Source organism: Burkholderia sp. BCC0044 (assembly GCF_902832955.1).
Taxonomy (GTDB): Bacteria; Pseudomonadota; Gammaproteobacteria; order Burkholderiales; family Burkholderiaceae; genus Burkholderia.
Genome location: NZ_CADFDO010000008.1, coordinates 169102 through 194982, shown reverse-complemented (window position 1 = coordinate 194982; position 25881 = coordinate 169102). Strand labels below are relative to the sequence as shown.

23 protein-coding genes are annotated in these 25881 nt (G+C 69.9%); 14 read left to right on the top strand and 9 right to left on the bottom strand.

Going from position 1 to position 25881, the window contains the following annotated elements; genetic code table 11:
• Window positions 1–71: 71 nt before the first annotated feature.
• Together HWX14_RS33955 and HWX14_RS33950 are read left to right on the top strand one after the other, a co-directional pair.
• Entirely contained in the window at window positions 72–1292 is a 1221-nt protein-coding gene (locus HWX14_RS33955; protein ID WP_175886485.1) for a cyclopropane-fatty-acyl-phospholipid synthase family protein, read from the top strand.
• A 23-nt stretch (window positions 1293–1315) separates the two neighbouring features.
• The gene (locus tag HWX14_RS33950) at window positions 1316–2617 is read left to right on the top strand and encodes a DUF72 domain-containing protein (protein WP_175886484.1); all 1302 of its coding nucleotides are present in this window, start codon (window positions 1316–1318) and stop codon (window positions 2615–2617) included.
• A gap of 22 nt (window positions 2618–2639) precedes the next feature.
• Here the strand turns inward: HWX14_RS33950 and msrA are convergent, their stop codons facing one another.
• Entirely contained in the window at window positions 2640–3200 is a 561-nt protein-coding gene (msrA, locus tag HWX14_RS33945; RefSeq protein WP_126363060.1) for a peptide-methionine (S)-S-oxide reductase MsrA, read from the bottom strand.
• A gap of 358 nt (window positions 3201–3558) precedes the next feature.
• Between msrA and HWX14_RS36825 the strand changes: the two genes are divergently transcribed.
• The 4 genes from HWX14_RS36825 (at window position 3559) to HWX14_RS33930 (ending at window position 6651) form a co-directional block, all read left to right on the top strand.
• Window positions 3559–3690, top strand: coding sequence for a hypothetical protein (locus HWX14_RS36825; RefSeq protein ID WP_279611858.1), 132 nt, complete (start codon window positions 3559–3561; stop codon window positions 3688–3690).
• 85 nt (window positions 3691–3775) lie between these two features.
• Window positions 3776–5182: a selenium-binding family protein gene (locus HWX14_RS33940; protein WP_175886483.1), complete on the top strand. Its 1407-nt coding sequence runs from the start codon at window positions 3776–3778 to the stop codon at window positions 5180–5182.
• Complete coding sequence (locus HWX14_RS33935; protein ID WP_175886482.1) at window positions 5179–5844, top strand: hypothetical protein; 666 nt, start codon at window positions 5179–5181, stop codon at window positions 5842–5844. The genes HWX14_RS33940 and HWX14_RS33935 overlap by 4 nt, the downstream gene beginning before the upstream one ends.
• Window positions 5845–6141: 297 nt before the next feature.
• The gene (locus tag HWX14_RS33930; RefSeq protein WP_175886481.1) at window positions 6142–6651 is read left to right on the top strand and encodes a flavin reductase family protein; all 510 of its coding nucleotides are present in this window, start codon (window positions 6142–6144) and stop codon (window positions 6649–6651) included.
• On the opposite strand, the gene HWX14_RS33925 is transcribed toward HWX14_RS33930, so the two are convergent.
• The gene (locus HWX14_RS33925; RefSeq protein ID WP_006477992.1) at window positions 6638–7138 is read right to left on the bottom strand and encodes an Lrp/AsnC family transcriptional regulator; all 501 of its coding nucleotides are present in this window, start codon (window positions 7136–7138) and stop codon (window positions 6638–6640) included. The two genes, HWX14_RS33930 and HWX14_RS33925, sit on opposite strands and share 14 nt — an antisense overlap.
• A gap of 129 nt (window positions 7139–7267) precedes the next feature.
• Here HWX14_RS33925 and kynB point away from each other — a divergent pair, with 129 nt between their 5' ends.
• The 3 genes from kynB to kynA all read left to right on the top strand — a co-directional run bounded on the left by kynB (window position 7268) and on the right by kynA (window position 10224).
• Entirely contained in the window at window positions 7268–7909 is a 642-nt protein-coding gene (gene kynB / locus HWX14_RS33920; RefSeq protein ID WP_175886480.1) for an arylformamidase, read from the top strand.
• A gap of 31 nt (window positions 7910–7940) precedes the next feature.
• Window positions 7941–9191 carry a kynureninase gene (gene kynU, locus HWX14_RS33915; protein WP_175886514.1) on the top strand — a complete coding sequence of 417 codons (1251 nt, stop codon included), beginning with the start codon at window positions 7941–7943 and terminating at the stop codon, window positions 9189–9191.
• Between the two features lie 88 nt (window positions 9192–9279).
• Window positions 9280–10224, top strand: a complete 945-nt coding sequence (kynA, locus tag HWX14_RS33910) for a tryptophan 2,3-dioxygenase (RefSeq protein WP_175886513.1) — start codon at window positions 9280–9282, stop codon at window positions 10222–10224.
• 20 nt (window positions 10225–10244) lie between these two features.
• Here kynA and HWX14_RS33905 read toward each other — a convergent pair whose 3' ends face one another.
• The 4 genes from HWX14_RS33905 to mdlC all read right to left on the bottom strand — a co-directional run bounded on the left by HWX14_RS33905 (window position 10245) and on the right by mdlC (window position 15962).
• Window positions 10245–11651, bottom strand: coding sequence for an MFS transporter (locus HWX14_RS33905; RefSeq protein WP_175886479.1), 1407 nt, complete (start codon window positions 11649–11651; stop codon window positions 10245–10247).
• Window positions 11652–11914: 263 nt separating this feature from the next.
• A complete protein-coding gene (locus tag HWX14_RS33900; RefSeq protein ID WP_175886478.1) occupies window positions 11915–12859 on the bottom strand; it encodes a 2-dehydropantoate 2-reductase in 945 nt (314 codons plus the stop codon).
• Between the two features lie 14 nt (window positions 12860–12873).
• Window positions 12874–14325, bottom strand: a complete 1452-nt coding sequence (locus tag HWX14_RS33895; protein WP_175886477.1) for an aldehyde dehydrogenase family protein — start codon at window positions 14323–14325, stop codon at window positions 12874–12876.
• Between the two features lie 29 nt (window positions 14326–14354).
• Window positions 14355–15962 (bottom strand): benzoylformate decarboxylase, encoded by a 1608-nt coding sequence (gene mdlC, locus HWX14_RS33890; RefSeq protein WP_175886476.1) that lies wholly within the window; start codon window positions 15960–15962, stop codon window positions 14355–14357.
• A 99-nt stretch (window positions 15963–16061) separates the two neighbouring features.
• Between mdlC and HWX14_RS33885 the strand changes: the two genes are divergently transcribed.
• Window positions 16062–16973 (top strand): LysR family transcriptional regulator, encoded by a 912-nt coding sequence (locus tag HWX14_RS33885; protein ID WP_175886475.1) that lies wholly within the window; start codon window positions 16062–16064, stop codon window positions 16971–16973.
• 191 nt (window positions 16974–17164) lie between these two features.
• Here HWX14_RS33885 and HWX14_RS33880 read toward each other — a convergent pair whose 3' ends face one another.
• The gene (locus tag HWX14_RS33880; RefSeq protein ID WP_175886474.1) at window positions 17165–18217 is read right to left on the bottom strand and encodes an RNA-guided endonuclease TnpB family protein; all 1053 of its coding nucleotides are present in this window, start codon (window positions 18215–18217) and stop codon (window positions 17165–17167) included.
• Between the two features lie 119 nt (window positions 18218–18336).
• On the opposite strand from HWX14_RS33880, the gene dalD reads away from it, so the two are divergent.
• The 3 genes from dalD (at window position 18337) to HWX14_RS33865 (ending at window position 22396) form a co-directional block, all read left to right on the top strand.
• On the top strand, window positions 18337–19731 hold the full coding sequence (dalD, locus tag HWX14_RS33875) for a D-arabinitol 4-dehydrogenase (protein ID WP_175886473.1): 1395 nt from the start codon (window positions 18337–18339) through the stop codon (window positions 19729–19731).
• A 105-nt stretch (window positions 19732–19836) separates the two neighbouring features.
• On the top strand, window positions 19837–21318 hold the full coding sequence (gene xylB / locus HWX14_RS33870; protein WP_175886472.1) for a xylulokinase: 1482 nt from the start codon (window positions 19837–19839) through the stop codon (window positions 21316–21318).
• Between the two features lie 64 nt (window positions 21319–21382).
• Window positions 21383–22396, top strand: coding sequence for a sugar-binding transcriptional regulator (locus HWX14_RS33865; protein WP_011546075.1), 1014 nt, complete (start codon window positions 21383–21385; stop codon window positions 22394–22396).
• A 31-nt stretch (window positions 22397–22427) separates the two neighbouring features.
• Here HWX14_RS33865 and HWX14_RS33860 read toward each other — a convergent pair whose 3' ends face one another.
• Both HWX14_RS33860 and HWX14_RS33855 read right to left on the bottom strand, forming a co-directional pair.
• Window positions 22428–23687 (bottom strand): MFS transporter, encoded by a 1260-nt coding sequence (locus tag HWX14_RS33860; protein ID WP_175886471.1) that lies wholly within the window; start codon window positions 23685–23687, stop codon window positions 22428–22430.
• Window positions 23684–24880 carry a serine hydrolase domain-containing protein gene (locus HWX14_RS33855; protein ID WP_175886470.1) on the bottom strand — a complete coding sequence of 399 codons (1197 nt, stop codon included), beginning with the start codon at window positions 24878–24880 and terminating at the stop codon, window positions 23684–23686. The genes HWX14_RS33860 and HWX14_RS33855 overlap by 4 nt, the downstream gene beginning before the upstream one ends.
• 113 nt (window positions 24881–24993) lie before the next feature.
• Between HWX14_RS33855 and HWX14_RS33850 the strand changes: the two genes are divergently transcribed.
• Complete coding sequence (locus tag HWX14_RS33850) at window positions 24994–25878, top strand: LysR family transcriptional regulator (protein ID WP_175886469.1); 885 nt, start codon at window positions 24994–24996, stop codon at window positions 25876–25878.
• The last annotated feature ends 3 nt before the right edge of the window (window positions 25879–25881 follow it).

The window sequence follows — 25881 nt, the reverse complement described above, 5'->3', positions numbered from 1 at the left end:
GCGCCGCAAGCGGCGGGCGCCGGTCAAGATACTTGGCTGTATTCGATTCAACGAACAAACGGAGAATCCAAATGTTCTGGGAAAAGAAGCTGGCACAGTGGGCGGATGAAGTACGGGCAAAAGCGAACATACCGGCGCGACTGGTGCTGTGGAACGGCGATCAACTCGATTTCGGCACCTTCAGCGCGCCGCAGGTCACGCTGAAGGTGAACAGTGCGTCGGCGCTGCCGCTGTTGCTCGAACCGAGCCTCGACAATCTCGGCGAGGCGTACGTGAAGGGCAAGATCGACATCGAGGGCAAGCTGTCGGACATCATCAACATCGGCTATTCGCTCGCGCGCAGCACCGTGACGAGCGCGAGCAAGCTCGCACGCGTGAAGCGCTACTTCAATCACACGAAGAGCACCGACAAGAAGGCGATCCAGTACCACTACGACGTGTCGAACGCGTTCTACCAGCTGTGGCTCGACGAGAACATGGTGTACTCGTGTGCGTACTTCGAGAACGGCGACGAGGATCTCGCCACCGCGCAGATCAAGAAGATCGACCACATCCTGACGAAGATCCAGCTGGAGCCCGGCCAGCGCCTGCTCGACATCGGCTGCGGCTGGGGCGCGCTCGTGCTGCGCGCCGCGCAGAAGTTCGGCGCGACGTGTCTGGGCGTCACGCTGTCGCAGAACCAGTTCGACCTCGCGACCGCGCGCGTGAAGGCCGCGGGGCTCGAGGACAAGATCGAGATTCGTCTGCAGGATTACCGCGAGATCGAAGGCCAGTTCGACCGGATCACGAGCGTCGGGATGTTCGAGCACGTCGGCCGCAAGAACCTGCCGCTCTACTTCTCGCGCGTGCATGACCTGCTCGCCGACGACGGCATCGCGATGAACCACGGGATCACGTCGACCGACGCGGAAAGCGGCGAAACGGCGCTCGGCGGCGGCGAATTCATCGATCGCTACGTGTTCCCGGACGGCGAGCTGCCGCACATCAGCCTCGCGCTCGAAGCGGCGCAGCGCGGCGGACTCGAGGCGGTTGACGTCGAAAGCCTGCGCCGGCACTATGCGCGCACGCTCGATATCTGGACGGAAAACTTCGAGGCGAAAGCCGAAGAAGCGAGAAAGCTCGTCGACGACGAAAAATTCCGCATCTGGCGCGTGTATCTCGCCGGCTGCGCGTATGCGTTCGAGCACGACGACGTGTCGATCTTCCAGATCGTGTGCCGCAAGGCCGGACGCAGCGCGAAAACGCTGCCGTGGTCGCGGCGCTACATGTACGAACACGCGCTGCCGCGCTAGGCGGCGCTTCACGCTGGGCATGCATGGGTGACGGCAGGACGCGGCGCAAGGCGCCGCCGCAACGACAGCAGCGCGACGACGCCAACGAGTCGCACGCCGACGGACAATTCGACCTGTTCGGCGTGCCGACGGACGCCGCACGCGCGTCGCCCGCGGACGACGACCGCCCCGCCCGCCCCGACGAGCACGTGACGCCGGACGCGCAAGAAGACGCGCGACCGCCGCGGCCCGCCCGTACGACCTCCCGCCCCGCCGCCGATGACGACGAGCCCGCCCCGTCGTCCGGCCTGCTGTGGGACGAACCGTCCGCGCCGACCGCCGCGCCGAAGAAAGGCCGCCGCAAACGCGGCGTGCTGCCCGCGCCAATCCCGGCGGACGTGGCCGACGCCGCGGCCGGCCTGCCGCCGAACGTGCGGCTCGGCACGTCGTCGTGGTATTTCCCCGGCTGGAACGGCATCGTCTACGACGGCGATTTCGCGCAGACGAAGCTGTCGCGCGAAGGGCTCGAAGCGTACGGCGCGCATCCGCTGCTGAGGAGCGTCAGCCTCGACCGGTCGTTCTACGGCCCGCTGTCGGTGGCCGACTACCTGCGCTACGCGCAGCAGGTGCCCGACGATTTCCGCTTCGTCGTGAAGGCGCCGGCCGCGGTGACCGACGCGGTGATTCGCGGCCGGCGCGGCGAGCCGTCCGGGCCGAACCCGACCTTCCTCGATGCCCCGCTCGCGACCCGCGAATTCGTCCAGCCGTGCCTCGACGGGCTCGGCCGCAAAGCCGGCGTGCTCGTGTTCCAGTTCTCGCCGCTGCCCGATCAACTGCTCGCGGAGCCGGCCGCATTGATCGACCGGCTCGCCGCGTTCTTCGCGGCGCTGCCGCCGCTGCCGCCGGACGCCGACGGCCCGCGCTACGCGATCGAGATCCGCGACGCGAGCCTGCTCACGCCACGCTTCATCCGCGCGCTGGCCGCGCTCGGCGTGCGCTACTGCGTCGGCCTGCACGCGCGGATGCCCGACCCGCTGCGCCAGGCCGCCGCGCTCGCGTTGCTCGACGGCGACGCGCCGGGCCCGCTGATCGTGCGCTGGAGCCTGCACGGCGGCTTCAAGTACGAGCAGGCGAAAGCGAAATACGAGCCGTTCGACAAGCTCGTCGACGAGGATCCGGCCACGCGCTCGGCGCTCGCCGAACTGGCCGCGCGCTACGCGCTGGCCGGACAGCCGGTGATCATCACGATCAACAACAAGGCGGAAGGCTCCGCGCCGCTGTCGTGCATCGCGCTCGCGCGCGAAATCGCCGCCGCGTGCGCGCAGTGGCGCAACGAGGCGGCGTGACGCAGGCGTTCGCGGCCGATGCTTACGCGCCGCGCAGCGACTTCAGCCGGTGCGAGAACTTCTGCCGGAATTTCGCGAGCTTCGGCCCGATCACGACCGAGCAATAGCCCTGCCCCGGGTTACGCGCGTAATAGTTCTGATGATAGTCCTCGGCCGGCCAGTAGTTGCCGTCGAGCGGCACGACCTGCGTGACGATCGGCTGTCCGAACACCTGTTCGCGTTCGAGCTCGGCAATCACGTCGAGCGCCGTGTCGCGCTGCGCATCCGAATGCGTGAACACGACCGACCGGTACTGCGTGCCGACGTCGTTGCCTTGCCGGTTCAATTGGGTCGGATCGTGCGTCGCGAAGAAGATCTCGAGGATCTCGCGATAGCCGATGCGCGCCGGATCGAACGTCACGTTCACGACTTCCGCGTGGCCCGTGTCGCCTTCGCAGATGTCGCGATAGCCCGGGTTGCGCGTATGGCCGCCGGCGTAGCCCGACTGCACGGCCGTCACGCCGTCGACGTCGAGAAACACGGCCTCCGTGCACCAGAAACACCCGCCTCCCAGCGTCGCGGTTTCAAGCATCTCGTTCCCCATGGAATCAATCCCTCGTGGATGACGGCAACCGGCACGCAGGTGCCGGCGCCATCGTTTCGCATCGCCGCTGCGCGCCCGCGGTGCGGGACGCAGCGGCACTCCGGCAAGTATCTCACTCGCGCGCGAACCTGGCAGACCGGACAGGCGCCGTACGCGCCCCGACGCGTATTTCTCGTCTACACTTAGGCACGCGCAAGCGACGGCCAACCCGTCGCCCGCGCAGCGTCCGATGCATGCCCGCCCCCGATGCCAACATCATCTGCCGGAACATCGATATGCACGCCTTAACAGACATCGCCTGCGTCGCGGGCCCGGTCGCCGACATCTCGCGCGCCGACACGTCCATCGCACCATCGCGATGGCGCACGCCCGTTTCACCGCTGACGCCATGCGGCAGCCCCTCGCCTTTTCCCGCTTTCACGACCTGATGCACGGCATCGCGCGCGTCGCCGACGCGTGCCTGCGCCTGCCGATCGCGCCGCCGGCATGATGCGCGCCGCGCGGCAACCGCAGTCCGCACGCCCGCAACGAACGGCCGTGCGTCCACGATTCGACACCATCCGGAGGACATCACCATGAGCATGCGGCCCGACCCGACGTTTCACGCTTCGCCCGAGCTTGCGATGCAGGCGCCGGCGGAGGAGTTTGCCTATACGTTGTTGCTGAGCCCCGATTTTTCCAGACCCGACGCGCTCGCCGTGATCGACGTGAAGCCCGGTTCGTCGACGTACGGCAAGATCGTGCATACGGTGACGATGCCGAACACCGGCGACGAGTTTCACCACTTCGGCTGGAATGCGTGTTCGTCGTCGCTGTCGCCGCTGACCGGCCATGCGTTCCTCGAGCGCCGCTTCCTGATCATCCCCGGCCTGCGCTCGTCGCGCATCTACGTGATCGACACGAAGCCGCATCCGACGCAGGCACGCATCCACAAGATCATCGAGCCCGACGAGATCTTCGCGAAGACCGGCTATTCGCGGCCGCACACCGTGCATTGCGGGCCGGAGGGCATCTACGTGAGCACGCTCGGCGGCGCGGGCAAGGACGGCACCGACGGCGCGCCCGGCATCTTCATCATGGATTGCGAGACCTTCGACGTGCTCGGCCGCTGGGAGATCGATCGCGGCCCGCAGGACAAGCATTACGACTTCTGGTGGAACCTGCCGCGCGACTACATGGTGTCGAGCGAATGGGCGTTGCCGCCGCAATTCGAGAACGGGATCGTCCCCGAGGATCTGCTCGCGAACAAGTACGGGCACCGGCTGCATTTCTGGGACCTGCGCGCGCGGCGCAACGTGCAGACGATCGATCTCGGCGCGCAGCACCAGATGGCGCTCGAGGTGCGGCCCGCGCACGACCCGGTGCGCGAATACGGATTCGTCGGCGTCGTGGTCGACACGACCAATCTCGAAGGATCGATCTGGACCTGGTGGCGCGAAGACGGCAAGTTCCATGTGAAGAAGACCGCGACGATCCCGGCCGAGCCGGCCGCGGCCGACGAGCTGCCGCCGCTGCTGCAAGGATTCGGCGCGGTGCCGCCGCTCGTGACCGACATCGACCTGTCGCTCGACGACCGCTTCCTGTACGTGTCGTGCTGGGGCACCGGCGAGATGCGCCAGTACGACGTGTCGGACCCGCATAACCCGGTGCTCGCCGGGTCGGTGCGCATCGGCGGCATTGCGCGCCGTGCGCCGCACTCGAACGGCCGCGCGTTCGCGGGCGGCCCGCAGATGGTCGAGATCAGCCGCGACGGCCGGCGCGTGTACTGGACCAACTCGCTCTATTCGACGTGGGACGACCAGTTCTATCCGGACGGCGTGCCGGCCGCGCAGGTGCTCGCGCATGCGGGGCCGGACGGCGGGCTGACGCTCGCCGACGACTACTGGGTCGAATTCCCCGACGGCTATCGCGCGCACCAGATCCGGCTCGAAGGCGGCGACTGCTCGACCGACTCGTTCTGCTATCCGTCGGTCAAGCGTTGAGCACCGGTCTTCCCGCGCCGTTCGCATTGTGGGCGGCCGTGCTCGCGAGCGGCGTCTATCACGGGCTCAACCCGGCGATGGGCTGGCCGCTCGCGGTGTCGAACGCGCTGATGACGCGCCGCGGCGGCGCGCTCGTCGCGGCGCTCGGCTATCTCGCGCTCGGTCATGCGCTGGCCGTCTTCGCGGTGATGCTGCCGTTCGGGCTGCTCGCGGCGCTGCTCGCATGGCAGTCGGCGATCCGGATCGGCGCGAGCGCGCTCGTGATCGGCTTCGGCGCGGTGCTGCTGATCCGCCGCCGGCATCCGCGGGCGCTCGCGCGGATTCCGCCGGCGCGGCTCGGCCTGTGGTCGTTCGCGGTCGCGCTCGCGCACGGCGCGGGGCTGATGCTCGTGCCGATCTACCTCGGCCTGTGCGGGCTCGATCGCGATGCCGGCCACCGCGCGGCGGCGATGCTCGTCGATGCGCATCTCGGGATGGCGCTCGTCGTCGCGGCCGTCCATGCGGCCGCGATGATCGCCGCCGGCGGCGGCCTCGCGTGGCTCGTGTATCGCTATCTCGGGCTGAAGTTCGTGTCGCGAAGCTGGTTCAATCTCGATGCGGTGTGGGCGTCGAGCCTGATCGTGACGGGGGCGTTGTCGCTAGGATTGGCGGCGGCGCGATAGCGCGGGTAGCTCGGGTAACGCCGGTCGCGATGCCGGGCGGGTCAACATGGTGCCGCACGGAACGGTCGCAGCGTTGAAAAACGCGACAGAACGGCGCTGCGGGCCGCGCGACGCAGTGTTCGCTACGTCACCCTGCCGCCGCGATGCGCCGTCCGACCGGGCCCGGCGGCCCCGATTCCGCTAAAATCGGGCCATGCGCACCCGTTCCCCATCGACCGCCTCGTCGTCTTTCGTCCGCCGCGCCCGTCACGCCCGTGTCGTGTCGCGCCCGCCCGTTCCGTTCCGGATGGCTGCCCGATGAGCCTCGCCAATCCGCCGGATTTCGATGCGGGCGCCTTCCGGCAGGCGCTCGGCCAGTTCGCGACGGGCGTGACCGTGATCACGACGCGCGCGCCGTCCGGTCAGCTGATCGGCATCACCGCCAGTTCGTTCAATTCGGTGTCGCTCGATCCGCCGCTCGTGCTGTGGAGCCTCGCGCACAAATCGGCGTCGACGCCCGTGTTCCGCGGCAACAGCCACTACGTGGTGAACGTGCTCGCGGCGTCGCAGCTCGACCTGTGCAAGCGCTTTTCGACCTACAAGGGCGACCGCTTCGAAGGGATCGCGCATGCGGCCGGCAACTCGGGGATGCCCGTGCTCGACGGCGCGCTCGCGTGGTTCGAATGCCACAACCGCAGCCGCTACGACGAAGGCGACCACGTGATCTTCGTCGGCGAAGTGGAACGCTGCGGCGTGCGCGCGGTATCGGAAGCCGCGCCGCCGCTCGTGTTCCACGGCGGCGGCTTCCACGGCCTCACACCGCTTTGATCGCGCCCGTGCGCGCCAGCCCGACCGGCGCGCCGGCTTCGTCCTTCAGCGTCTGCAGCACGATGTTCGACCGGATGTCCATCACGCCCGGCGCCTTGTACAGGCGGTTCAGCACGAAATCCGAATAGTGCTTGAGGTTGTGCGCGAGCACGCGCAGCAGATAGTGGCTCTCGCCCGTCACGACGAACGCGCCGACCACCTCCGGCCATTCGCGCAGCGCTTCCGCGAAGCGCTCGTGCCATTGATTCTCTTCGTTGCGCATCGACACCTGCACGAACGCCTCGAGCTCGAAGCCGAGCTTCTCGCGGCTCAGGCACGCGCGATAGTGCTCGATCACGCCCTGCTCCTCGAGCAGGCGCATGCGGCGCAGGCAGGCGGATGGCGAAAGCGAGATGCGTTCGGCCAGGTCGAGATTGCTGATTCTGCCCTCCTCCTGCAGTACCGCCAGAATCCGGCAGTCGGTGGCATCGAGCGTGATCGCGTGCATTTTTGGTCCCCGTTTTCCCTCTGAGTCGAATTATCTGCCAATCCGGCGGATTGTCCATGTTTATTTCGCAAGCACTTTCTGCGAGCGTCCACCTATCATTCGAAGCATCGATTCACGCTTCGTCATGCCATGGACACACTCTGGGACATCTCGCCGCCGGTCAGCCCCGCCACCCCCGTGTGGCCGGGCGATACGCCGGTTTCCGTCGAACGCGTGTGGCGGATGGAGGCCGGTTCGCCGGTCAACGTCGCGCGCCTGACGCTGTCGCCGCACACGGGCGCGCACTGCGACGCGCCGCTGCACTACGACGCGGACGGCGCGCCGATCGGCGCGGTGCCGCTCGACACCTATCTCGGCCCGTGCCGCGTGATCCATTGCATCGGCGCATCGCCCGTCGTGCGCCCGGCCGATGTGGAAGCTGCGCTCGACGGCGTGCCGCCGCGCGTGCTGCTGCGCACGTATGCGCGCGCCGCGGTCGAGCAATGGGACAGCGATTTCTGCGCGGTCGCGCCCGACACCGTCGACCTGCTCGCCGCGCACGGCGTGAAGCTGATCGGCATCGATACGCCGTCGCTCGACCCGCAGGAATCGAAGACGATGGATGCGCATCACCGCGTGCGCGCGCACCGGATGGCGATCCTCGAAGGGATCGTGCTCGACGACGTGCCGCCCGGCGACTACGAACTGATCGCGCTGCCGCTGAAATTCGCGACGCTCGACGCGAGCCCCGTGCGCGCGGTGCTGCGCGCGCTGCCTGCACGTGCCGCCTGATTACCCCGACCTACGACCTCACACAATGATGATCAAGACCCGTGAAGATGCGCTCGCGCTCGACCGCGACGACCCGCTGGCCCCGCTGCGCGACCAGTTCTCGCTGCCCGACGGCGTGATCTACCTCGACGGCAACTCGCTCGGCGCGCAGCCGCGCGCGTCGGCCGCCCGCGCGCAGCAGGTGATCGGCGCCGAATGGGGCGAAGGCCTGATCCGCAGCTGGAACACGGCCGGCTGGTTCGCGCTGCCGCGCCGCCTCGGCGACAAGCTCGCGACGCTGATCGGCGGCGCGCCCGGCGAGACGGTCGTGACCGACACCATCTCGATCAACCTGTTCAAGCTGCTGTCAGCGATGCTGCGCCACCAGGCGGAGCGCGCGCCCGAGCGCCGCGTGATCGTGTCGGAACGCTCGAACTTCCCGACCGACCTGTACATCGCGCAGGGGCTGATCGAGCAGCTCGGCGGCGACTACGAGCTGCGCCTGATCGACGATCCGTCGGACTTGCCTGACGCACTCGGCGCGGACACGGCCGTCGCGATGATCACGCACGTGAACTACCGCACCGGCTACATGCACGACATGCCGGCCGTCACGCAGCTCGTGCACGACGCGGGCGCGCTGATGCTGTGGGATCTCGCGCACTCGGCCGGCGCGGTGCCGGTCGACCTGAACGGCGCACGCGCGGACGGCGCGGTCGGCTGCACGTACAAGTACCTGAACGGCGGCCCCGGCTCGCCCGCGTTCGTGTGGGTGCCGCAACGCCATCTCGCGCATTTCTCGCAGCCGCTGTCCGGCTGGTGGGGCCATCGCGCGCCGTTCGCGATGCAGCCGGCCTTCGCGCCCGATCCGGGCATCGCGCGCTTCCTGTGCGGCACGCAGCCGATCGTGTCGATGTCGATGGTCGAGTGCGGGCTCGACGTGTTCCTGCAAACCGACATGCAGACGATCCGCCGCAAGTCGCTCGCGCTGACCGACGCGTTCATCGCGCTCGTCGAGGCGCGCTGCGCGGGCCTGTCGCTGAAGCTCGTCACGCCGCGTGCGCATCACCAGCGCGGCTCGCAGGCGAGCTTCGAGCATCCGCACGGCTACGAAGTGATGCAGGCGCTGATCGCGCGCGGCGTGATCGGCGACTACCGCGAGCCGTACGTGCTGCGCTTCGGCTTCACGCCGCTCTATACGCGCTTCGTCGACGTGTGGGATGCGGTCGAGACGCTGCGCGACATTCTCGCCACCGACGCGTGGAAGGCGCCCGAGTTCGCCGAACGCGGCGCGGTGACCTGACCGGTTTTGCGTGGCGCGCCGCAGTTGCATGCGCAGCGCGCCGCGCGTTCGTCATTCAAATCTGGAGAAAGTCGTGAATTCTGGTCATATGCAGCCCCCCGGCGGCGACGCGCCGGCAGGCTGCCCGTTCTCGGGCGCACGCGCCGCCCAACCGGCGCAAGCCGTGCACGAAACACACGAAGCGCCGCACGTGCCGGGCGAGGCCGACGCTCAAGCCGGCTGGCACAACGCGCAGCTCGATTTCTCGAAGTCGATGAGCTACGGCGACTACCTGTCGCTGAATTCGATCCTCGACGCGCAGCATCCGCTGTCGCCCGATCACAACGAGATGCTGTTCATCATCCAGCATCAGACGAGCGAGCTGTGGATGAAGCTCGCGCTGTTCGAGCTGCGCGGCGCGCTCGACGCGGTGCGCACCGACGCGCTGCCGCCCGCGTTCAAGATGCTCGCGCGCGTATCGCGCATCCTCGAGCAACTGGTGCAGGCGTGGAGCGTGCTGTCGACGATGACGCCGTCCGAGTATTCGGCGATGCGGCCGTATCTCGGCCAGTCGTCGGGCTTCCAGTCGTACCAGTATCGCCAGCTCGAATTCCTGCTCGGCAACAAGAACGCGCAGATGCTGCAGCCGCATGCGCACCGGCCCGACATCCTCGAACAGGTGCGCGCGACGCTCGAGGCGCCGTCGTTCTACGACGAGGTCGTGCGCCTGCTCGCGCGGCGCGGGTTCCCGATCGCGCCGGAGCGGCTCGAGCGCGACTGGACGCAGCCGACGCGGCACGACGAGACGGTCGAGGCCGCATGGCTCGAGGTCTATCGTCATCCGCAGCAGCACTGGGAACTGTACGAGATGGCCGAGGAACTCGTCGATCTCGAGGATGCGTTCCGCCAGTGGCGTTTCCGTCACGTGACGACGGTCGAACGCATCATCGGCTTCAAGCAGGGGACCGGCGGCACGAGCGGCGCGCCGTACCTGCGCAAGATGCTCGACGTCGTGCTGTTCCCCGAGCTCTGGCACGTGCGCACCACGCTGTAACGCCCGTCACGCGCCCGCCGTCACGACGACGTGCGGGCGAGTTCCTCCCCTTCGCGCGGCTGCGCGGGCGCGCGCGACAGCCGCGGAATGTGCCGCCGCACCGCGATCAGCGCGACGCACACCACGCCCATTGCAACGGCCAGCATCGTCAGGTACGCGCCCGCGCCGCCCGCCGTGATCACGAGCGCGCCCGCGAACGCACTGAGGATCGCACCGAGCCGGCCGAACGCGAGCGCACTCGCGGTACCCGTCGCGCGCACGGCCGTCGGGTAGATGTACGCGCAGAGCGCATACATCGTCGACTGCACCGCATTGACGAACAGCCCGTGCAGGCCGAGCCCGACGATCAGCCAGTTCGTATGGCGGCTCGCATCGACACCCATCAGCCACACCGCGCTCGCCGCGCCGCCGATGCTGCACAGCGCGAGCGGCCAGCGCGACCCCGCATGCGCGATCGCCCACGCGCATAGCAACGCGCCGATCACGCCGCCGAGGTTGTACGCGGTGAGTCCCGAGCCCGCGACCGACACGCTCAACCCGCTCGCCGCGAGCATCGTCGGCAGCCAGCTGAACGCCGCATACACGGCGAGCAGGCACATGAAGAACGCGCACCACAGCGCGATCGTGTCGCGCGCCTGCCCGCTCGCGAACAGCGCGCCGAAGCCGCCGCGGCCGCCCGGCGCGCGCGCGTCCTTCGTATCGGTGAACACGGTGCCCGGCGCGACCGGCCGCTGCATCCGCGCGAGTAGCGCGCCGAGTTCCGGCCAGCGTGCGGGGCGCCGCGCCAGATAGCGCGGCGATTCAGGCAACGCGCGCACGAGCACGAAGCCGAGCACGAGCGGCAATGCGCCACCCGCGAAGAACAGCCCGCGCCAGCCGTAGCGCGGCAGCACCTCGTGCGCGAACAGGCCGGCCAGCATTCCGCCGAGCGGCACGCAGACGATCGTCGCGGTCACCATCATCGTGCGACGCCGCGCGGGCGTGTATTCGGCCGTCATCGTCGTGGCCGTCGGCAGTGCGCCGCCGATCCCGAGCCCCGCACAAAAGCGCAGCATCGCGATCGTCGCGACGTCGGGCGCGAACCCGATCGCGCAGGTCGCGATGCCGAACAGGAACACGCTGCCGATCACGGCCTGGCGGCGACCGAAGCGGTCCGCGACGATCCCCGCGCATGCGCTGCCGATCCCCATCCCGACCAGCCCCGCCGCGACGGCCGGCGCGAACGCGCCGCGCGTGATGCCCCATTCGCGGATCAGCACGGGAATCGCGAAACCGATCAACTGGCCGTCGAAGCCGTCGAGCACGATCGCGAGCGCGGCGAGCAGCACCACGCCGCGCTGCATCGGCGTGAACGGGCCGTCGTCGAGCGTCGTGCCGATGTCGACCGACGGCGGCCGCCGTCCATTCAGTGCGTCGGGCGTGCTCATGCGGCCTCCGATGCACCGCGCGACGGCGGCAGGATGCGCGAACGGCGCGCGGCAAGACAACGGCATTCGATGGTTTTCATGGCGTCTCCTGTTGTCCGGGCTGGCGCGCGCACGCGCGCCCGGATCTCGTGCTGTGCAGCAGTCGACCGGCGCCCATCGATCGGCGCCGGTGTCTCGTCCCACCCTTCCCGATCCGGCGCCGTCGCTTCGCGCGCGCGGCATCCGTATCGTCATGCGGCGCCAGCCGGCCGCCGGCCTGTTGCTCAGTGCGTCCGTGCGTCGATCAACCGGACCAGCGCGAGCAGCGTCTCGGTATGCGGCACCGCGACGCCCGTTTCGCGCGCGGCCGCGACGACCTTGCCGCTGATCGCGTCGATTTCGGTGCGGCGGCCCGCGAGCACGTCCTGCAGCATCGACGGGCGATGGCCGCGATGGTCGCGGATCGCATGCTCGACATTGCGCGCGATGCGCGCGCCGTCGACCGCAATGCCCTTCGCGCGCGCGACGGCGGCGGTCTCGGCCGCGATCGCGAGCGCGAGCCGCGGCCCGTCGTGATGATGGCCGAGCTGATCGACGGTGCAGCCCGTCGCCGCGCACACCGTGTTGAGCGCCGCGTTGAACGCGACCTTCTCCCAGATCGCGGCCCACACGTCGGCGTCGAGCGTGCACGCGAGCCCCGCGTGCGACAGCGCGTCGGCCACGGCCGCCGCGAACGGGCGCGCCGCGCCGTCGGCCGTCATCATGCGGATCGTGCCGGCGCCGTGCGAGCGCACGTGCGCGGGCCCGGCCGCATCGGCCGGCCACGTCGTCACGCCGACCAGGATGCGCTCGAGCGGCACGAACGCATTCAGCGTCTCGACGTTGCCGAGCCCGTTCTGCAGCGTCAGCACGAACGTGTCCGAGCTCAGCAGCGCGCGCACGCCATCGAGCGCCGCGCGCGTGTGCAGCGATTTCGTGAAAACGATCAGCAGGTCGAACGGTGTGTCGGGCGCGGCGGCCGCGGCCGCATTCGCGGCTTCGGGCCGCACGGCGTGCAGCGTGCGTATGCGCCGTTCGCCGCGATCGTCGTCGATGCGCAGCCCGTCGCGGCGGATCGCGTCGAGATGCGCATCGTTCACGTCGATCAGCGTGACGGCGTCGCCGCTTTCGGCGAGCCGCCCGCCGAACAGCGAGCCCATTGCGCCCGCGCCCAGAATCGCGATTCTCATCGTCGGCGGCCTCGTCAGAACGGATAGTGGCGCGGCGCCGTCTGCACGGTGAGCCAGCGCAGGTCGGTGAACGCGGCGATGCCGGCCCGGCCGCCGAAGTGGCCGAAGCCGCTGTCCTTCACGCCGCCGAACGGCATCTGCGCCTCGTCGTGCACGGTCGGGCCGTTCACGTGACAGATGCCCGATTCGATGCGCGCGGCGACGCGCAACGCCCGCGCGACGTCGCGACTGAACACGGCCGACGCCAGCCCGAACGCGTTGTCGTTCGCGCAGCGGATCGCGGCCTCCTCGCCGTCGACGCGCACGATCCCCTTCACCGGGCCGAACGATTCTTCCGCGTAGAGGCGCATCGCCGGCGTCACGTGGTCGAGCAGCGTCGCCGGAAACAGCGTGCTGTCGGCCTGCCCGCCGCACCGCAGCGTCGCGCCGTGCGCGAGCGCATCGTCGATCAGCGCGTTGCAGCGCTCGACGGCCTTCGTGTCGATCAGCGAACCAAGAACGACCGGCCCGTGGCGCGGATCGCCGAGCGGCAGCGACGCGGCCTTGGCGGCGAGCTTCGCGACGAACGCATCGGCGATCGACGCGTCGACGACGATGCGCTCGGTCGACATGCAGATCTGCCCGGAATTCGCGAATGCGCCGAAGGCGGCCGCGGCGACCGCCGCGTCGAGATCGGCATCGTCGAGCACGACGAACGGCGCCTTGCCGCCGAGTTCCAGCACCGACGGCTTCAGGTGACGCGCGCACGCTTCGGCGACGATCCGCCCGACCCGCGTCGAGCCGGTGAAATTCACGCGGCGCACGGCCGGATGCGCGATCAGTGCGTCGACGACGGCGCCCGCATCGTCGGGGGCGTTCGTCACGAAGTTCACGACGCCCGGCGGCAGCCCGGCCTCCTGCAGCGCCTCGACGACCAGCCCGTGCGTGACGGGACACAGCTCCGAGCCCTTCAGCACGATCGTGTTGCCGCATGCGAGCGGCAGCGCGAGCGCGCGCGTCGCGAGAATCACCGGCGCATTCCACGGCGCGATGCCGAGCACGACGCCGGCCGGCTGCCGCACGCCCATCGCGAGCGAGCCCGGCACGTCGGACGGAATCAGCTCGCCGCCGACCTGCGTGGTCAGCGACGCGGCCTCGACGAGCCCGCTCGCGGCAAGCTGCACGTTGAAGCCGGCCCACAGCGCGGACGCACCCGTCTCGGCCGCCATCGCGGCGACGAACTGCTCGTGCTTCGCTTCGAGCGCGGCGGCCGCCTTCAGCAGCAAGGCACGCCGCGCGCCGGGGCCGAGCGCGGCCCAGCCGGGCAACGCGCGGGCGGCCGCATCGGCCGCCGCGCGCGCGTCGTCGACGGTGCCCGCCGGCGCGGCCGACGCGATTTCGCCGTCGAGCGGGTTGCGGCGCACGAAAGTCGCGCCGCTGGACGAGTGGCGGCGTTCGCCGCCGATCAGCATCGCTACGGTTTGCATGGAATCTCCGGAAAGACGCGCGCGGCGCGTCAGGCAATCTCGACTTCGACGACGACCGGCGTCGCGGCACGCAGCGCGTCGGTCAGCGTGTCGCGCAGGCGTGCGGCATCGGCGACGCGCACGCCGCGGCAGCCCATCCCTTGCGCGAGCGCGACGAAATCCAGGTCGGGCAGATCGGTGCCCTGCACCGGGTCGCCGGGGCCGAAGCCGAACACGGGCGCGAAATCCTGCAGCGCCGCATAACGCCGGTTGTTCAGGATCACGAACGTGATCGGCAGTTTCAGTTGGGCAGCGCTCCACAGCGCCTGGATCGAATACAGGCTCGAACCGTCGCCGATCAGCCCGATCACGCGCCGGCCCGGCTGCGCGAGCGCGACGCCGACGGCGGCCGGCATCCCGTAGCCGAGCCCGCCGCTGTCCATCGTGTAGAACGTGCCGCTGCGCGTGAACGGCAGATGTTCCTGCATCACCGGCCGCGCGCTCGGCGCCTCCTCGACGACGATGTCCTGTGCGTCGCGCACGTCGGCGAGCGTCTGCAGCGCGAACGCGACCGACATGCGCTCGCCGGCGGCGGGCGCGTCGACACGGACACGCGGCGCGCGCGGCGCGGGCATCGGCCGCTCGGGCGGCGCGGGCCGCGCCAGCAGATCGCGCGCGGCGAGCCGCAGGTTGCCGACGACCGCATCGCCCGACGGCGTCCACGCGGCGACGCCCGGATCGTCGACGAGCTGCACGAGCGTCGCGCCCGGCGGCACGTGCGGACCGAAGCCTTCGATGTGATAGGTGAACGCGGGTGCGCCGAACGCGAACACGAGATCGTGCCCGTCGAGCCGCGCGACGATCTTCTCGCGGATCGCGGGCAGGAAGCCGGCGAACAGCGGATGGTCTTCGGGGAAGCTGCAGCGCCCGGACATCGGCGCGACGTACACGCGCGCACGGTGCCGCTCGGCCAGGCGCACGACGTCGTCCCACGCGCCCGCGCGATCGACGGCCGCGCCGACCACGAACGCCGGGCGCCGCGCGGCGTCGAGCGCGTCGCCGAGCCGCGCGAGCGCGTCGGAGTCGGGCCGCACGACGCTGCTGACGTCACGGCGCGGCAGCAACTCGGCCGGCTGGTCCCAGTCGTCGACGGGGATCGACACGAACACGGGGCCGCGCGGCTCCTGCATCGCGATACGGTACGCACGCGCGATCGCGGCCGGCACGTCCTGCGCGCGCGCCGGCTCGATGCTCCATTTGACGTACGGCTTCGGCAGCTCGGCGGCCTGCGTCGCACCGAGGAACGGATCGAACGGCAGGATCGCGCGCGCCTGCTGGCCCGCGGTGACGATCAGCGGCGTGCGGTTCTTGAACGCGGTGAAGAGATTGCCCATCGCGTTGCCGACGCCCGCCGCCGAATGCAGGTTCACGACGGCTGCATTGCCGGTGGCCTGCGCATGGCCGTCAGCCATCCCGACCACGACGGCCTCCTGCAAGCCGAGCACGTAGCGGAAATCGTCGGGGAAATCGCGGAACATCGGCAGCTCGGTCGAGCCGGGGTTGCCGAACACGCGGTCGATGCCGAACTGGCGAAACAGGTCGATGACGGCGTCGCGGACGGTAATCGGTGCGGCGGAATGGGACGGGGTGCCGGACATGCTCGGGTGTCTCCTCGATGGCTTGGCGGTTTCCACAGTATCGAAGCGCAAGCCATTCGCGGATACTGTATTTTTTGCGAAAAGCCATTACGTCCCGGCATGAGTTTCGATCTCCGACAATTGCGCGCGTTCACGACCATCGTCGCGTGCGGCAGCCTCGGCCGCGCGGCCGACGCGCTGCATGTCACGCAGCCGGCGCTGAGCCGGATCCTGAAGCGGCTCGAGGAGCAGGTCGGCGCGCCGCTGTTCGAGCGCCATTCGAAGGGCGTGCAGCTCACCGCGTTCGGCGAAGCGTTGCTGCCGCATGCGACGCTGCTGCAGCACGAGGCCGAGCATGCGCGCGAGGAACTCGACGCGATGCGCGGGTTCGCGAAAGGCACGATCAAGGTCGGCACGGTGGGCAGCATCGCGAGCCTCGTGCTGCCGGTCGCGGTCGGCCGCGTGCTCGACCGCTGGCCGAACCTGCGCGTCGAAATCATCGAGGGTGTGTGGGACCGGCTCGCGGAAGGGCTGAACACGCACGAGATCGACCTCGCGCTGTCCGCGCACGGGCCCGATACCGACGAGATCGTCGCGATCCCCGAGTGCCGCTGGGAAGATCGCAGCCATATCGTTGCGGCGCCGCACCATCCGCTGCGCGCGCTCGGCCGGCCGCCGACGCTCGCCGATACGCTGCACGCGCGCTGGGCGGTTCCGCCGCGCGGCACCGCGCCGTTCGATCACATGCGCGCGACCTTCGATGCGCACGGGCTGCCGTTACCCGACATCGCGGTCGAGACGCGTTCGGTGATCACGCTGAAAAGCCTGGTCGCGCATGCGGGCTTCCTCTGCTGGATGGCCGAGCCGATGTACGGCGCCGAACGGCGCGCCGGCACGATCGACACGCTGCCGGTGCACGAAGTCGTCGCGGTGCGCACGCTCACCGCGTTCCGGCGCCGCCACGGGATCCTGCCGGGGCCGGCCGGCAAGCTGCTCGACGAACTCGTCGCGCTCACGCGCGAAGGACGCTGACGCCTTTTTCCCCCGGCGCCGCCGCGCCCGCCCTGCCTCGCACGCCGCCGCAGCGCACCATCGAAATGCCGTGCCCGCGCCTTGACTTTCGCTCGCCCGAATACGATCATTCGCTCACACAAAGAGCAAATGATCGTATTCGACAGGATAGAAGGCACGAAAAGGAGACACCGGTTGACGCCCTCCCCCGCCTAAAGGCGGAGGATTCCCACACCTGGCGATGCACGTCCGCATCGGAGAATGTTCAACGCAGCGTTGATATCACGATCATGCACGACACCACAGTCACTGCAGGCCCATTCTCTTATTCGCAGTCCCGCGATACCTTTCGGCCGCGTCGTGCTGTCTTTCGACCCGCACGACGAACAGGACTGGGTAGAACCGCTTTCGTCGACTTCCTCGAACGTGGCCCCGTGCGCGATCGCTTTGTAGCGGAGCTTGTTCCGGAAGGACGACCAGGATGCGTCGTAGACGCTCTTCGCCATCCTGGTTCTGGCGAGCTTCACGGCCGACACGTTGCCGACCGCGATGTAATCAAAACGCCGCACCAGATCGAGCGCGAGCTTATGCTGGAAATCGGCACGGGCATTCGCGACCTTGGCGTGCAGCTTCGCGATATGTCGCTTGTGCTTTCGCGCTCGCTGCGCTTTCGCCAGCTTTTCCGCCGCTCGTCGACCGAACTGGTCATTGGGCAGTTTCTCGCCGGTCGAAAGTGTGGCGAAGTCTTTCAGGCCGAGATCGATGCCCACACCGGAACGGATAGGTCGGGCCGGAACATCCGGCATCTCGATCACGATGTTGAGAAACCAGTTGCCACGCGCATCTTGCGCAAAGTTGCTGCCATCCTTGATCTTGCCTTCGGGAAGCGGTCGGCTGTTGAACACGCGGAAGGTGTTGCCGGCGAAACGGAACGCGTCACCCTCGCGCTTCAGGTCACGGCCCTTCAGCGGCACCCAGCCCAGCGACTTCCTGCCGCGATAGCGCAGGTAGGGCCGACGGCGCTGACTGCGCGACTTCGCGTATTGCTCGCACGTCGCGTTGACCGTGCCGGAGTGAATACCGAGTTCCTTGCTGCTGCCGGTCGTCAGCACGTTCAGGTCGAATCCTGTAGGCCACTTCTTGCCCCACTTGAGCGCGTGCTTCTGCGTGTCATTGCAGAAGTTCCAGACGTAGTTCACCGCGCGGCTCTGCTTGTTAAGCAGTCCGTTGAGCGATTTCACACGGTAGCGATAGACAAGGATCATGCAGGTGATCCTAACCCGTGGAAGAAGCTGCCTGTCAACAGCACGCCTTTCCTTCCCGCTATCCGCCCCGAAGGAAGTCCCCTTCGGCGAAATGGCAGGGTTTCACGGAGAAAATTCTGATGAGCGAATCGCCCTCCGCCCACGCGCCCGTGCTGCTGCACATCGGCGCGGGCTCGTTTCACCGCGCGCACCAGGCGTGGTATCTGCATCGCGTGAACGCGGCCGTGCCGGCCGACGAACGCTGGTCGCTGACCGTCGGCAACATCCGCGACGACATGCGCGAGACGATGGACGCGCTCGCCGCGCAGCACGGCGCGTACACGCTCGAAACCGTCACGCCGCAAGGCGAGCGCGCGTACGAGACGATCCGTGCGATCACGCGCGTGCTGCCGTGGTCGATCGATCTCGCCGCGCTGATCGACGCGGGCGCCGATCCGGCCTGCCGGATCGTGTCGTTCACCGTCACCGAAGGCGGCTACTACCTCGACGAACACAACCGGCTCGACGTCGCGAACGCCGATCTCGCGGCCGACCTGCAGGGCGCGCGCACGACGCTGTACGGTGCGCTCGCCGCGCTGCTCGCCGAACGCGTGAAGCGCGGCGCCGGCCCGCTCACGCTGCAAAGCTGCGACAACCTGCGCAACAACGGCGCACGCTTTCGCGCGGGGATGCGCGAATTCCTCGAACGGCGCGGCGAAGGCGGCCTGCTCGCGTGGTTCGACGCGCACGTCGCGACGCCCAGCGCGATGGTCGACCGCATCACGCCGCGCCCGACCGCCGACGTGCGCGAACGCGTGCGCGCGGCCACCGGCGTCGACGATGCGTGCCCGGTGATGGGCGAATCGTTCATCCAGTGGGTGATCGAGGACCGCTTCGCGGCCGGCCGGCCGCGCTGGGAACTGGCCGGCGCGGAACTCGTCGACGACGTGCATCCGTACGAGGAAGCGAAGATCCGCATCCTCAACGCGACGCACAGCTGCATCGCATGGGCCGGCACGCTCGCGGGCCATACCTACATCCACGAAGGCACGCACGACGCGGCGATCCGCCGCTTCGCGCACGACTACGTGACGCAGGACGTGATCCCGTGCCTGACGCCGAGCCCGCTCGATCTCGCGCGCTACCGCGACGTCGTGCTGGAGCGCTTCGGCAATCCGTACGTGCTCGACACGAACCAGCGCGTCGCGGCCGACGGCTTCTCGAAGATCCCCGGCTTCATCGCGCCGACGCTCGTCGAATCGTTCGCGCGCGGCGCCGCGCCGGTCGCCACCGCCGTGCTGCCCGCGCTGTTCCTGCGCTTTCTCGAACGCTGGGCGCGCGGCACGCTGCCGTATGCGTATCAGGACGGCGTGATGGACGACAGCAGCGCACGCGCGATCGTCGACGCCGACGACCCGGTCGTCGCGCTGTGCGCCAACCGCGCGCTGTGGGGCTCGCTCGCCGGCAACGCGGCGCTGTTCGAGGCATTGCGCGCCGGGCTCGCGCGCGTCGACGCGTGGCTCGCGGCGCGCTGACGCCCCGCGCGCCGGTGCCCGGTCGCGCCGCCGGGCGAACCCGCTTGGCACAGCCCGTGCGGCACGGCTAAAGTAGCGGCTCCTCACCGACCGAACGGATCGCTCATGTATCTCGGCATCGACCTCGGCACCTCGGAAGTGAAGGTGCTGCTGCTGGCCCCGGACGGCACGGTGGTCGGCACCGCGGGCTCGCCGTTCACCGTGTCGCGCCCGCACCCGCGCTGGGCGGAACAGCATCCGGACGACTGGTGGCAAGGCACGCTCGCCGCGCTCGCGGCGCTGCGCGAACGGCACCGCGAAGCGTTCGCGCAGGTGCGCGGCATCGGCCTGTCGGGCCAGATGCACGGCGCGGTGCTGCTCGGTCGCGACGACCGCGTGCTGCGCCCCGCGATCCTGTGGAACGACATGCGCAGCGCCGACGAATGCGCGCTGCTCACCGAACGCGCGCCCGACCTCCACGCGCTGGCCGGCAACCTCGCGATGCCCGGCTTCACCGCGCCGAAGCTGCTGTGGGTCGCGAAGCACGAGCCCGACGTGTTCGCGGCGACCGCGTGCGTGCTGATGCCGAAGGACTACCTGCGGTTCCGGCTGACCGGCGCGAAAGTGTCCGATCCGTCGGACGCGGCCGGCACGCTGTGGCTCGACGTCGCGCGCCGCGACTGGTCCGATGCGCTGCTCGCCGCGTGCGGGATGACGCGCGAGCAGATGCCGCGCATCGTCGAAGGCAACGCGCCGTCCGGCACGCTGCGCGCGGACGTCGCGCGCGAACTGGGGCTGTCGGAGGCCGTGCCGGTCGCGGGCGGCGGCGGCGACAACGCGACGAGCGCGCTCGGCATCGGCGCGATCCACGCGGGCGACGGCTTCGTGTCGCTCGGCACGTCGGGCGTGCTGAGCGTGGTCGGCGACCGCTTCATGCCGAATCCCGCGTCGGCCGTGCATGCGTTCTGCCATGCGATTCCCGATCGCTGGCAACTGATGAGCGTCGTGCTGTCGGCCGCGAGCTGCCTGCGCTGGGTCTGCAAGCTGACCGGCACCGACGAGCCCGCGCTGCTCGCCGAAGTCGAGGCGCTCGACCCCGACGCGCTCGCGGCGGCTCCGCTGTTCCTGCCCTACCTGTCCGGCGAACGCACGCCGCACAACGATCCGTACGCGCAAGGCGTGTTCTTCGGGATGACGCACGCGACCGAGCGCGCGCACCTCGGCTACGCGGTGCTCGAAGGCGTGACGCTCGGCCTCGCCGACGGCCTCGACGCGCTGCACGCGGCCGGCGTCGAAACCGACCAGTTGTCGCTGATCGGCGGCGGCGCGCGCAGCGCGTTCTGGGCGCAACTGATCGCGGACGCGCTGAACGTGCGCACGCAGCAGATCGGCGGCGGAGAAACGGGCGCGGCGCTCGGCGCGGCACGGCTCGGCTGGCTCGCCGTCGGCGGCGATCCGCATACGGTGCTGACCAAGCCGCCGGTGCGCGCCGAATACGCGCCGGACGCCGCCCGCCATGCGCGGCTGCGCGAACGCCTCGATGCGTTCCGTACGCTGTACCGTCACGTGCGGCCGCTGTACGAACCGTCGCGCGCACGGCTCGCGTAGGCGCGCTCCGTCGCGCGGCCGGCCGCCGGCCAGTCGCGCGACATGCGTTACAGTGGATGCCGTCATGCGGCCCGCCGGCCGGCCCGCGGGGCGGCCCCCCGATCCGAACCGAATCGCTATCGTGTCCAAGTCCTCAGAAAAACTCGATCTCGCCACGCGCGCCGCGTGGCTCTATTACGTCGCGGGCGACACGCAGAACGAAATCGCCGAAAAGCTGCAGGTGTCGCGCCCCGTCGCGCAGCGCCTCGTCGCGTTCGCGGTCGAGAAGAACCTGATCCGCGTGCGCGTCGACCATCGGCTCGCCGACTGTCTCGACCTCGGCGCGCAGCTGTCGAAACGCTACGGCCTCGCGATGTGCGAAGTCGTGCCGGTCGACGCCGATGCGCCCGACGCGATCGACCGCAAGCTCGCGGTCGCCGGCGCGCAGGTGATGGAGCGCTACCTGAACGAAACGCGGCCGATGGTGATCGCGGTCAGCAGCGGCCGGACGCTGAAGGCCGCGGTCGCGCAGATCGCGCAGATCGACCGCCCGCAGCACCGGCTCGTGTCGATGGTCGGCGCGATCGCGGCCGACGGTTCGTCGAACCGCTACGACGTCGCGCAGTACATCTCCGAGAAAACCGGCAGCAAGCATTTCCTCCTGCCCGCGCCGCTGTTCGCCGACAGCGACGCCGAGCGCGCGCAGTGGTGCAACCACCGGCTGTACCGGATCGTCGAGGCGCTGTCGGGCGAGGCCGACGTCGCGTTCGTCGGGATCGGCAACATCGGCCCGCACTGCCCGCTCTACGAAGACGGCTTCATCACCGAACAGGAGCGCGACGAGATGACCGCGCTCGGCGCGGTGGCCGAACTGCTCGGCGTGCCGATCGACGCGCAGGGCACGCAGATCACCGTGTCGACGAGCGCACGCGTGACGAGCGTCGCGCTCGCCACGCCGCCGAAGCTGCCGACGATCGCGTTCGCCGGCGGCCCGAAGAAACACGACGCGGTGATTGCCGCGCTGCGCGGCGGCTGGCTGTCGGGGCTCGTCACCGACGAAGCGTGCGCGCGCGCCGCGCTCGCGGCGAAGGCGGCCTGACGCCACCGTCGTCGCCGTCGCATACGCCGGCTCAAGCCGCGCGCGGCGCCGGAAACGCATGCCGGCGTGCGCGCCACGCGCCGACCCACGCTGCCGCCAGCAGCGCGACGAGCACCCACGGAATCGCACCGGCGCCGGTCGCGCCGAGCAGCATCCCGCCCGCGATGCCGCCGCCGGCGATCGCGAGATTCCACACCGTCACGAGCATCGACTGCGCGACGTCGGCCGATTCCCCCGCCGCGTTCGCGGTGGCCGTCTGGAACAGCGTCGGCGCGCCGCCGAACGCGAGTCCCCACAGCACGACGCCCGCATAGACGATCGCGATTCCCGAACCGGCGCCGAGCATCCCCGCCGCCAGTGCGAACAGCGCGATGCTCGCGAGCGTCAGCCGCCGCTGCGCGGCGCCGATCCATGCGCCCGTCAGCGCGATGCCGACCAGCGACGCGACGCCGAACACGAACAGCACCACATCGACCTGCGCGCTCATCCGCATGCCCGCCAGGAACGGCGCGACGTACGTGTACAGCATGTTGTGCGCGAGCACGTACGCGAACATCACCGTCAGCACCGGCCGTACGCCGGGCAGCGCCATCACGCCGAGCACCGGCTCGCGCGCGCCGGCCTGCTGGCCCGGATAGTCGGGCACGCGCAGGCGAATCCAGCCGATCAGCGCGAGCGCCGCGACGGTGATGCCCGCGAACGCGACGCGCCAGCCGAACATCGCGCCGAGCGCGGTGCCGGCCGGAATCCCGATCGACATCGCGGCCGGGATGCCGAGCATCGCGACCGCGATCGCGCGGCCGCGCAGCGATGGGTCCACCAGCCGGCTCGCATAGCCCGCCAGCAGTGCCCACAGCAGCCCGGCCGACATCCCAGCGACGAACCGTGCGGCCAGCGTGAGCGCGTAGTACGGCGACGCGGCCGTCACCGCATTCGACACGACGAAGCCGGCCAGCGCCGCGAGCAGCAGCCGGCGCCGGCGCATCGCGCGGGTCGCCGCGACGAGCGGAATCGCCGCGACGATCGAGCCGAGCGCATAGACGGTCACCAGCTGGCCGATCAGCGCCTCGGTCACGCGCAGGTCGGCGCTCATCAGCGGCAGCAGGCCGGCCGGCAGGGCCTCGGTGAGCACCGTGATGAAGCCGGCCGTGGCGAGCGCCAGCAGGTTCGCGACGGGCAGGCGCGCACGGCCCGGTGCAGACGAGACGGCCGCGGAATCGGCAGCCCGGTCGGCGGCGGACGCGGAAACGGACGGAGAAGCGGACGGGGAAGCGGATACGCACTCGGTCATGCCGCGCTCCGGTCGTCGACGCCATACACCGCATCGCGCACGTCGGTGACGATGCGCCCGTGCATCCCTTCGTATAACGTATTGGTCAGCGCGACGACCGTCAGCCCGGCCGCACGGTCGACGAACCACGCATGCCCGTATGCGCCGCCCCAGCGCCACGTGCCGACCGACTCCGGCGACTGCGCGGCTACCGGATCGTGCAGCACCGAAAAGCCGAGCCCGAAACCGAACCCCGGCGCATCCGGCAAGTCGTGCGCGCCCGGCTGCACCCGCGCCATCTCGTCGATCCAGCGCGGCGCGAGCCAGCCGTCGAGGCCCGTGCGCAGCGTGTCGAGCAGCGTCAGGCAATCGTGCGCGGTGCCGACCATGCCCGCGCCGCCCGACGGCCACGCGGTCGCATCGAACGCGCGCGCCGGCTCGAAGCGAATGCCGACCGTGCCGTCGAACACCGGCACGAGATCGTCGTCGGCCATCCGGCGCGGCGCGCCCGGCGTGCTCACGTACGGCGTCGCGACGCGCGCGGCGTCGTGCGCGACGAATCCGGTATCGGCCATCCCGAGCGGCGTCGTGACGAGCGCGGCCACCGCCTGCGCGAGCGGGCGGCCGTCGACCGCCTCGATCAGCGCGCCCACCACGTCGTTCGCGAGCGAGTAGCCCCACGACGTGCCGGGCGCGAACTGCAGCGGCACGCCGGCGATGCGCCGCACGTTCTCGGCAAGCGACAGGCTCGCGCGATCCATCCCGTCGGATACGCCTGCCCGCGCATACGGGCCGTCGCCGTCCGCTTCGAAGAAGCGATAGCCGAGGCCGGCCGTATGCGACAGCAGATGCCGCAGCGTGATGGTCGCCGGCGTGCCGTCCGCGAGCGTCGGCGTGAACGCGGGGAGCCAGCGCGCGACCGGCTCGTCGAGCCCGATGCGGCCGGCCGCGACCAGCCGCATCGCGGCGGCCGTCACGATCGGCTTCGACACCGACGCGAGCCGGAACACCGTGTCCTCGCGCATCGGCGTGCCGGCTTCGCGATCGGCCAGCCCGGCCGCGCGCGCATAGCGCAATTCGCCGTCGCGGGCGACCAGCACGACCGTGCCGACCACGCGCGCGTCGGCCAGCGCACGATCGAGCACGGCGTCGAGCCGCGCGCGCAGCGCGGCGTCCGGTTCTACGCGGTGGGCGGTGACAGGCAGGGATGACATGACGTGACCTCGAACGATGAAGGAACGCCCATCGTAGGGAGCCGGCGCGGGAAGAAAAACCGGGGTAGAGTTCCGGACACTCCGGACATCGATGTCCGCAATCGGGAACCTGAATGGAAAATCTTGGCGGCTTCGTCGTATTCGTCCAGGTCGCGGAAACGCGCAGCTTCGTCGCGGCCGGCCGCGCGCTCGGGCTGTCGGCGTCGGCGATCGGCAAGCGCATCGCGCGCCTGGAAGCGCGCCTGAACGTGCGGCTGTTTCACCGCAGCACGCGCAGCATCACGCTGACGGCCGAAGGCGCGCGCTTTCTCGAACGGTGCCGGCGCGTGATCGCGGAAATCGACGCGGCCGAGCAGGAACTGACGCACAGCGCCGAAGCGCCGCGCGGGCGGCTGCGCGTGAGCCTGCCGACGATCGGCACGCTGCTGCTGCCGGTGCTCGCCGATTTCATGGCCGCGTATCCGGAGATCGAGCTCGACATCGATTTCAGCGACCGGCTCGTCGACGTGGTCGACGAAGGGTTCGATGCGGTGCTGCGTACCGGCCGGCCGACCGATTCACGGCTGTCGTCGCGGCTGCTCGGCCATTTCCGCCAGCATCTCGTCGCGTCGCCCGGCTACCTCGATCAGCACGGCACGCCGCGCACGCCGGCCGATCTCGCGCAGCACCGCTGTCTGCATTACCGCTTCCCGAGCAGCGGCCGGCTCGAGATCTGGCCATTGCGCGCGCCGCGCGCCGGCACGCCGCCGGAGGTGCCGGTCTCGATGGTCAGCAACAACGCGGAAACACGGCTGTGCTTCGCGCTGCGCGGGCTCGGCATCGCGTGCCTGCCCGAGTTCTTCGTACACCACGCGCTGGCCGACGGCACGCTTCACACGGTGCTCGACGAACACGTCGTGAGCCGCACGCCGTTCTACGTGCTGTGGCCGTCAGGCCGGCACCCGACGCCGAAGCTGCGCGCGTTCGTCGACTACATGGCCGAGCACCTGCGGCTCTGAGCG

Excerpts from the sequence above, each read along its gene's own strand:
- HWX14_RS33955 (WP_175886485.1), top strand. The coding sequence starts at position 72 with ATGTTCTGGGAAAAGAAGCTGGCACAGTGGGCGGATGAAGTACGGGCA.
- HWX14_RS33950 (WP_175886484.1), top strand. The coding sequence starts at position 1,316 with ATGGGTGACGGCAGGACGCGGCGCAAGGCGCCGCCGCAACGACAGCAG.
- msrA (WP_126363060.1), bottom strand. The coding sequence starts at position 3,200 with ATGGGGAACGAGATGCTTGAAACCGCGACGCTGGGAGGCGGGTGTTTC.
- HWX14_RS36825 (WP_279611858.1), top strand. The coding sequence starts at position 3,559 with ATGGCGCACGCCCGTTTCACCGCTGACGCCATGCGGCAGCCCCTCGCC.
- HWX14_RS33940 (WP_175886483.1), top strand. The coding sequence starts at position 3,776 with ATGAGCATGCGGCCCGACCCGACGTTTCACGCTTCGCCCGAGCTTGCG.
- HWX14_RS33930 (WP_175886481.1), top strand. The coding sequence starts at position 6,142 with ATGAGCCTCGCCAATCCGCCGGATTTCGATGCGGGCGCCTTCCGGCAG.
- HWX14_RS33925 (WP_006477992.1), bottom strand. The coding sequence starts at position 7,138 with ATGCACGCGATCACGCTCGATGCCACCGACTGCCGGATTCTGGCGGTA.
- kynB (WP_175886480.1), top strand. The coding sequence starts at position 7,268 with ATGGACACACTCTGGGACATCTCGCCGCCGGTCAGCCCCGCCACCCCC.
- kynA (WP_175886513.1), top strand. The coding sequence starts at position 9,280 with ATGCAGCCCCCCGGCGGCGACGCGCCGGCAGGCTGCCCGTTCTCGGGC.
- HWX14_RS33905 (WP_175886479.1), bottom strand. The coding sequence starts at position 11,651 with ATGAGCACGCCCGACGCACTGAATGGACGGCGGCCGCCGTCGGTCGAC.
- HWX14_RS33900 (WP_175886478.1), bottom strand. The coding sequence starts at position 12,859 with ATGAGAATCGCGATTCTGGGCGCGGGCGCAATGGGCTCGCTGTTCGGC.
- HWX14_RS33895 (WP_175886477.1), bottom strand. The coding sequence starts at position 14,325 with ATGCAAACCGTAGCGATGCTGATCGGCGGCGAACGCCGCCACTCGTCC.
- mdlC (WP_175886476.1), bottom strand. The coding sequence starts at position 15,962 with ATGTCCGGCACCCCGTCCCATTCCGCCGCACCGATTACCGTCCGCGAC.
- HWX14_RS33885 (WP_175886475.1), top strand. The coding sequence starts at position 16,062 with ATGAGTTTCGATCTCCGACAATTGCGCGCGTTCACGACCATCGTCGCG.
- HWX14_RS33880 (WP_175886474.1), bottom strand. The coding sequence starts at position 18,217 with ATGATCCTTGTCTATCGCTACCGTGTGAAATCGCTCAACGGACTGCTT.
- dalD (WP_175886473.1), top strand. The coding sequence starts at position 18,337 with ATGAGCGAATCGCCCTCCGCCCACGCGCCCGTGCTGCTGCACATCGGC.
- xylB (WP_175886472.1), top strand. The coding sequence starts at position 19,837 with ATGTATCTCGGCATCGACCTCGGCACCTCGGAAGTGAAGGTGCTGCTG.
- HWX14_RS33865 (WP_011546075.1), top strand. The coding sequence starts at position 21,383 with ATGCGGCCCGCCGGCCGGCCCGCGGGGCGGCCCCCCGATCCGAACCGA.
- HWX14_RS33860 (WP_175886471.1), bottom strand. The coding sequence starts at position 23,687 with ATGACCGAGTGCGTATCCGCTTCCCCGTCCGCTTCTCCGTCCGTTTCC.
- HWX14_RS33855 (WP_175886470.1), bottom strand. The coding sequence starts at position 24,880 with ATGTCATCCCTGCCTGTCACCGCCCACCGCGTAGAACCGGACGCCGCG.
- HWX14_RS33850 (WP_175886469.1), top strand. The coding sequence starts at position 24,994 with ATGGAAAATCTTGGCGGCTTCGTCGTATTCGTCCAGGTCGCGGAAACG.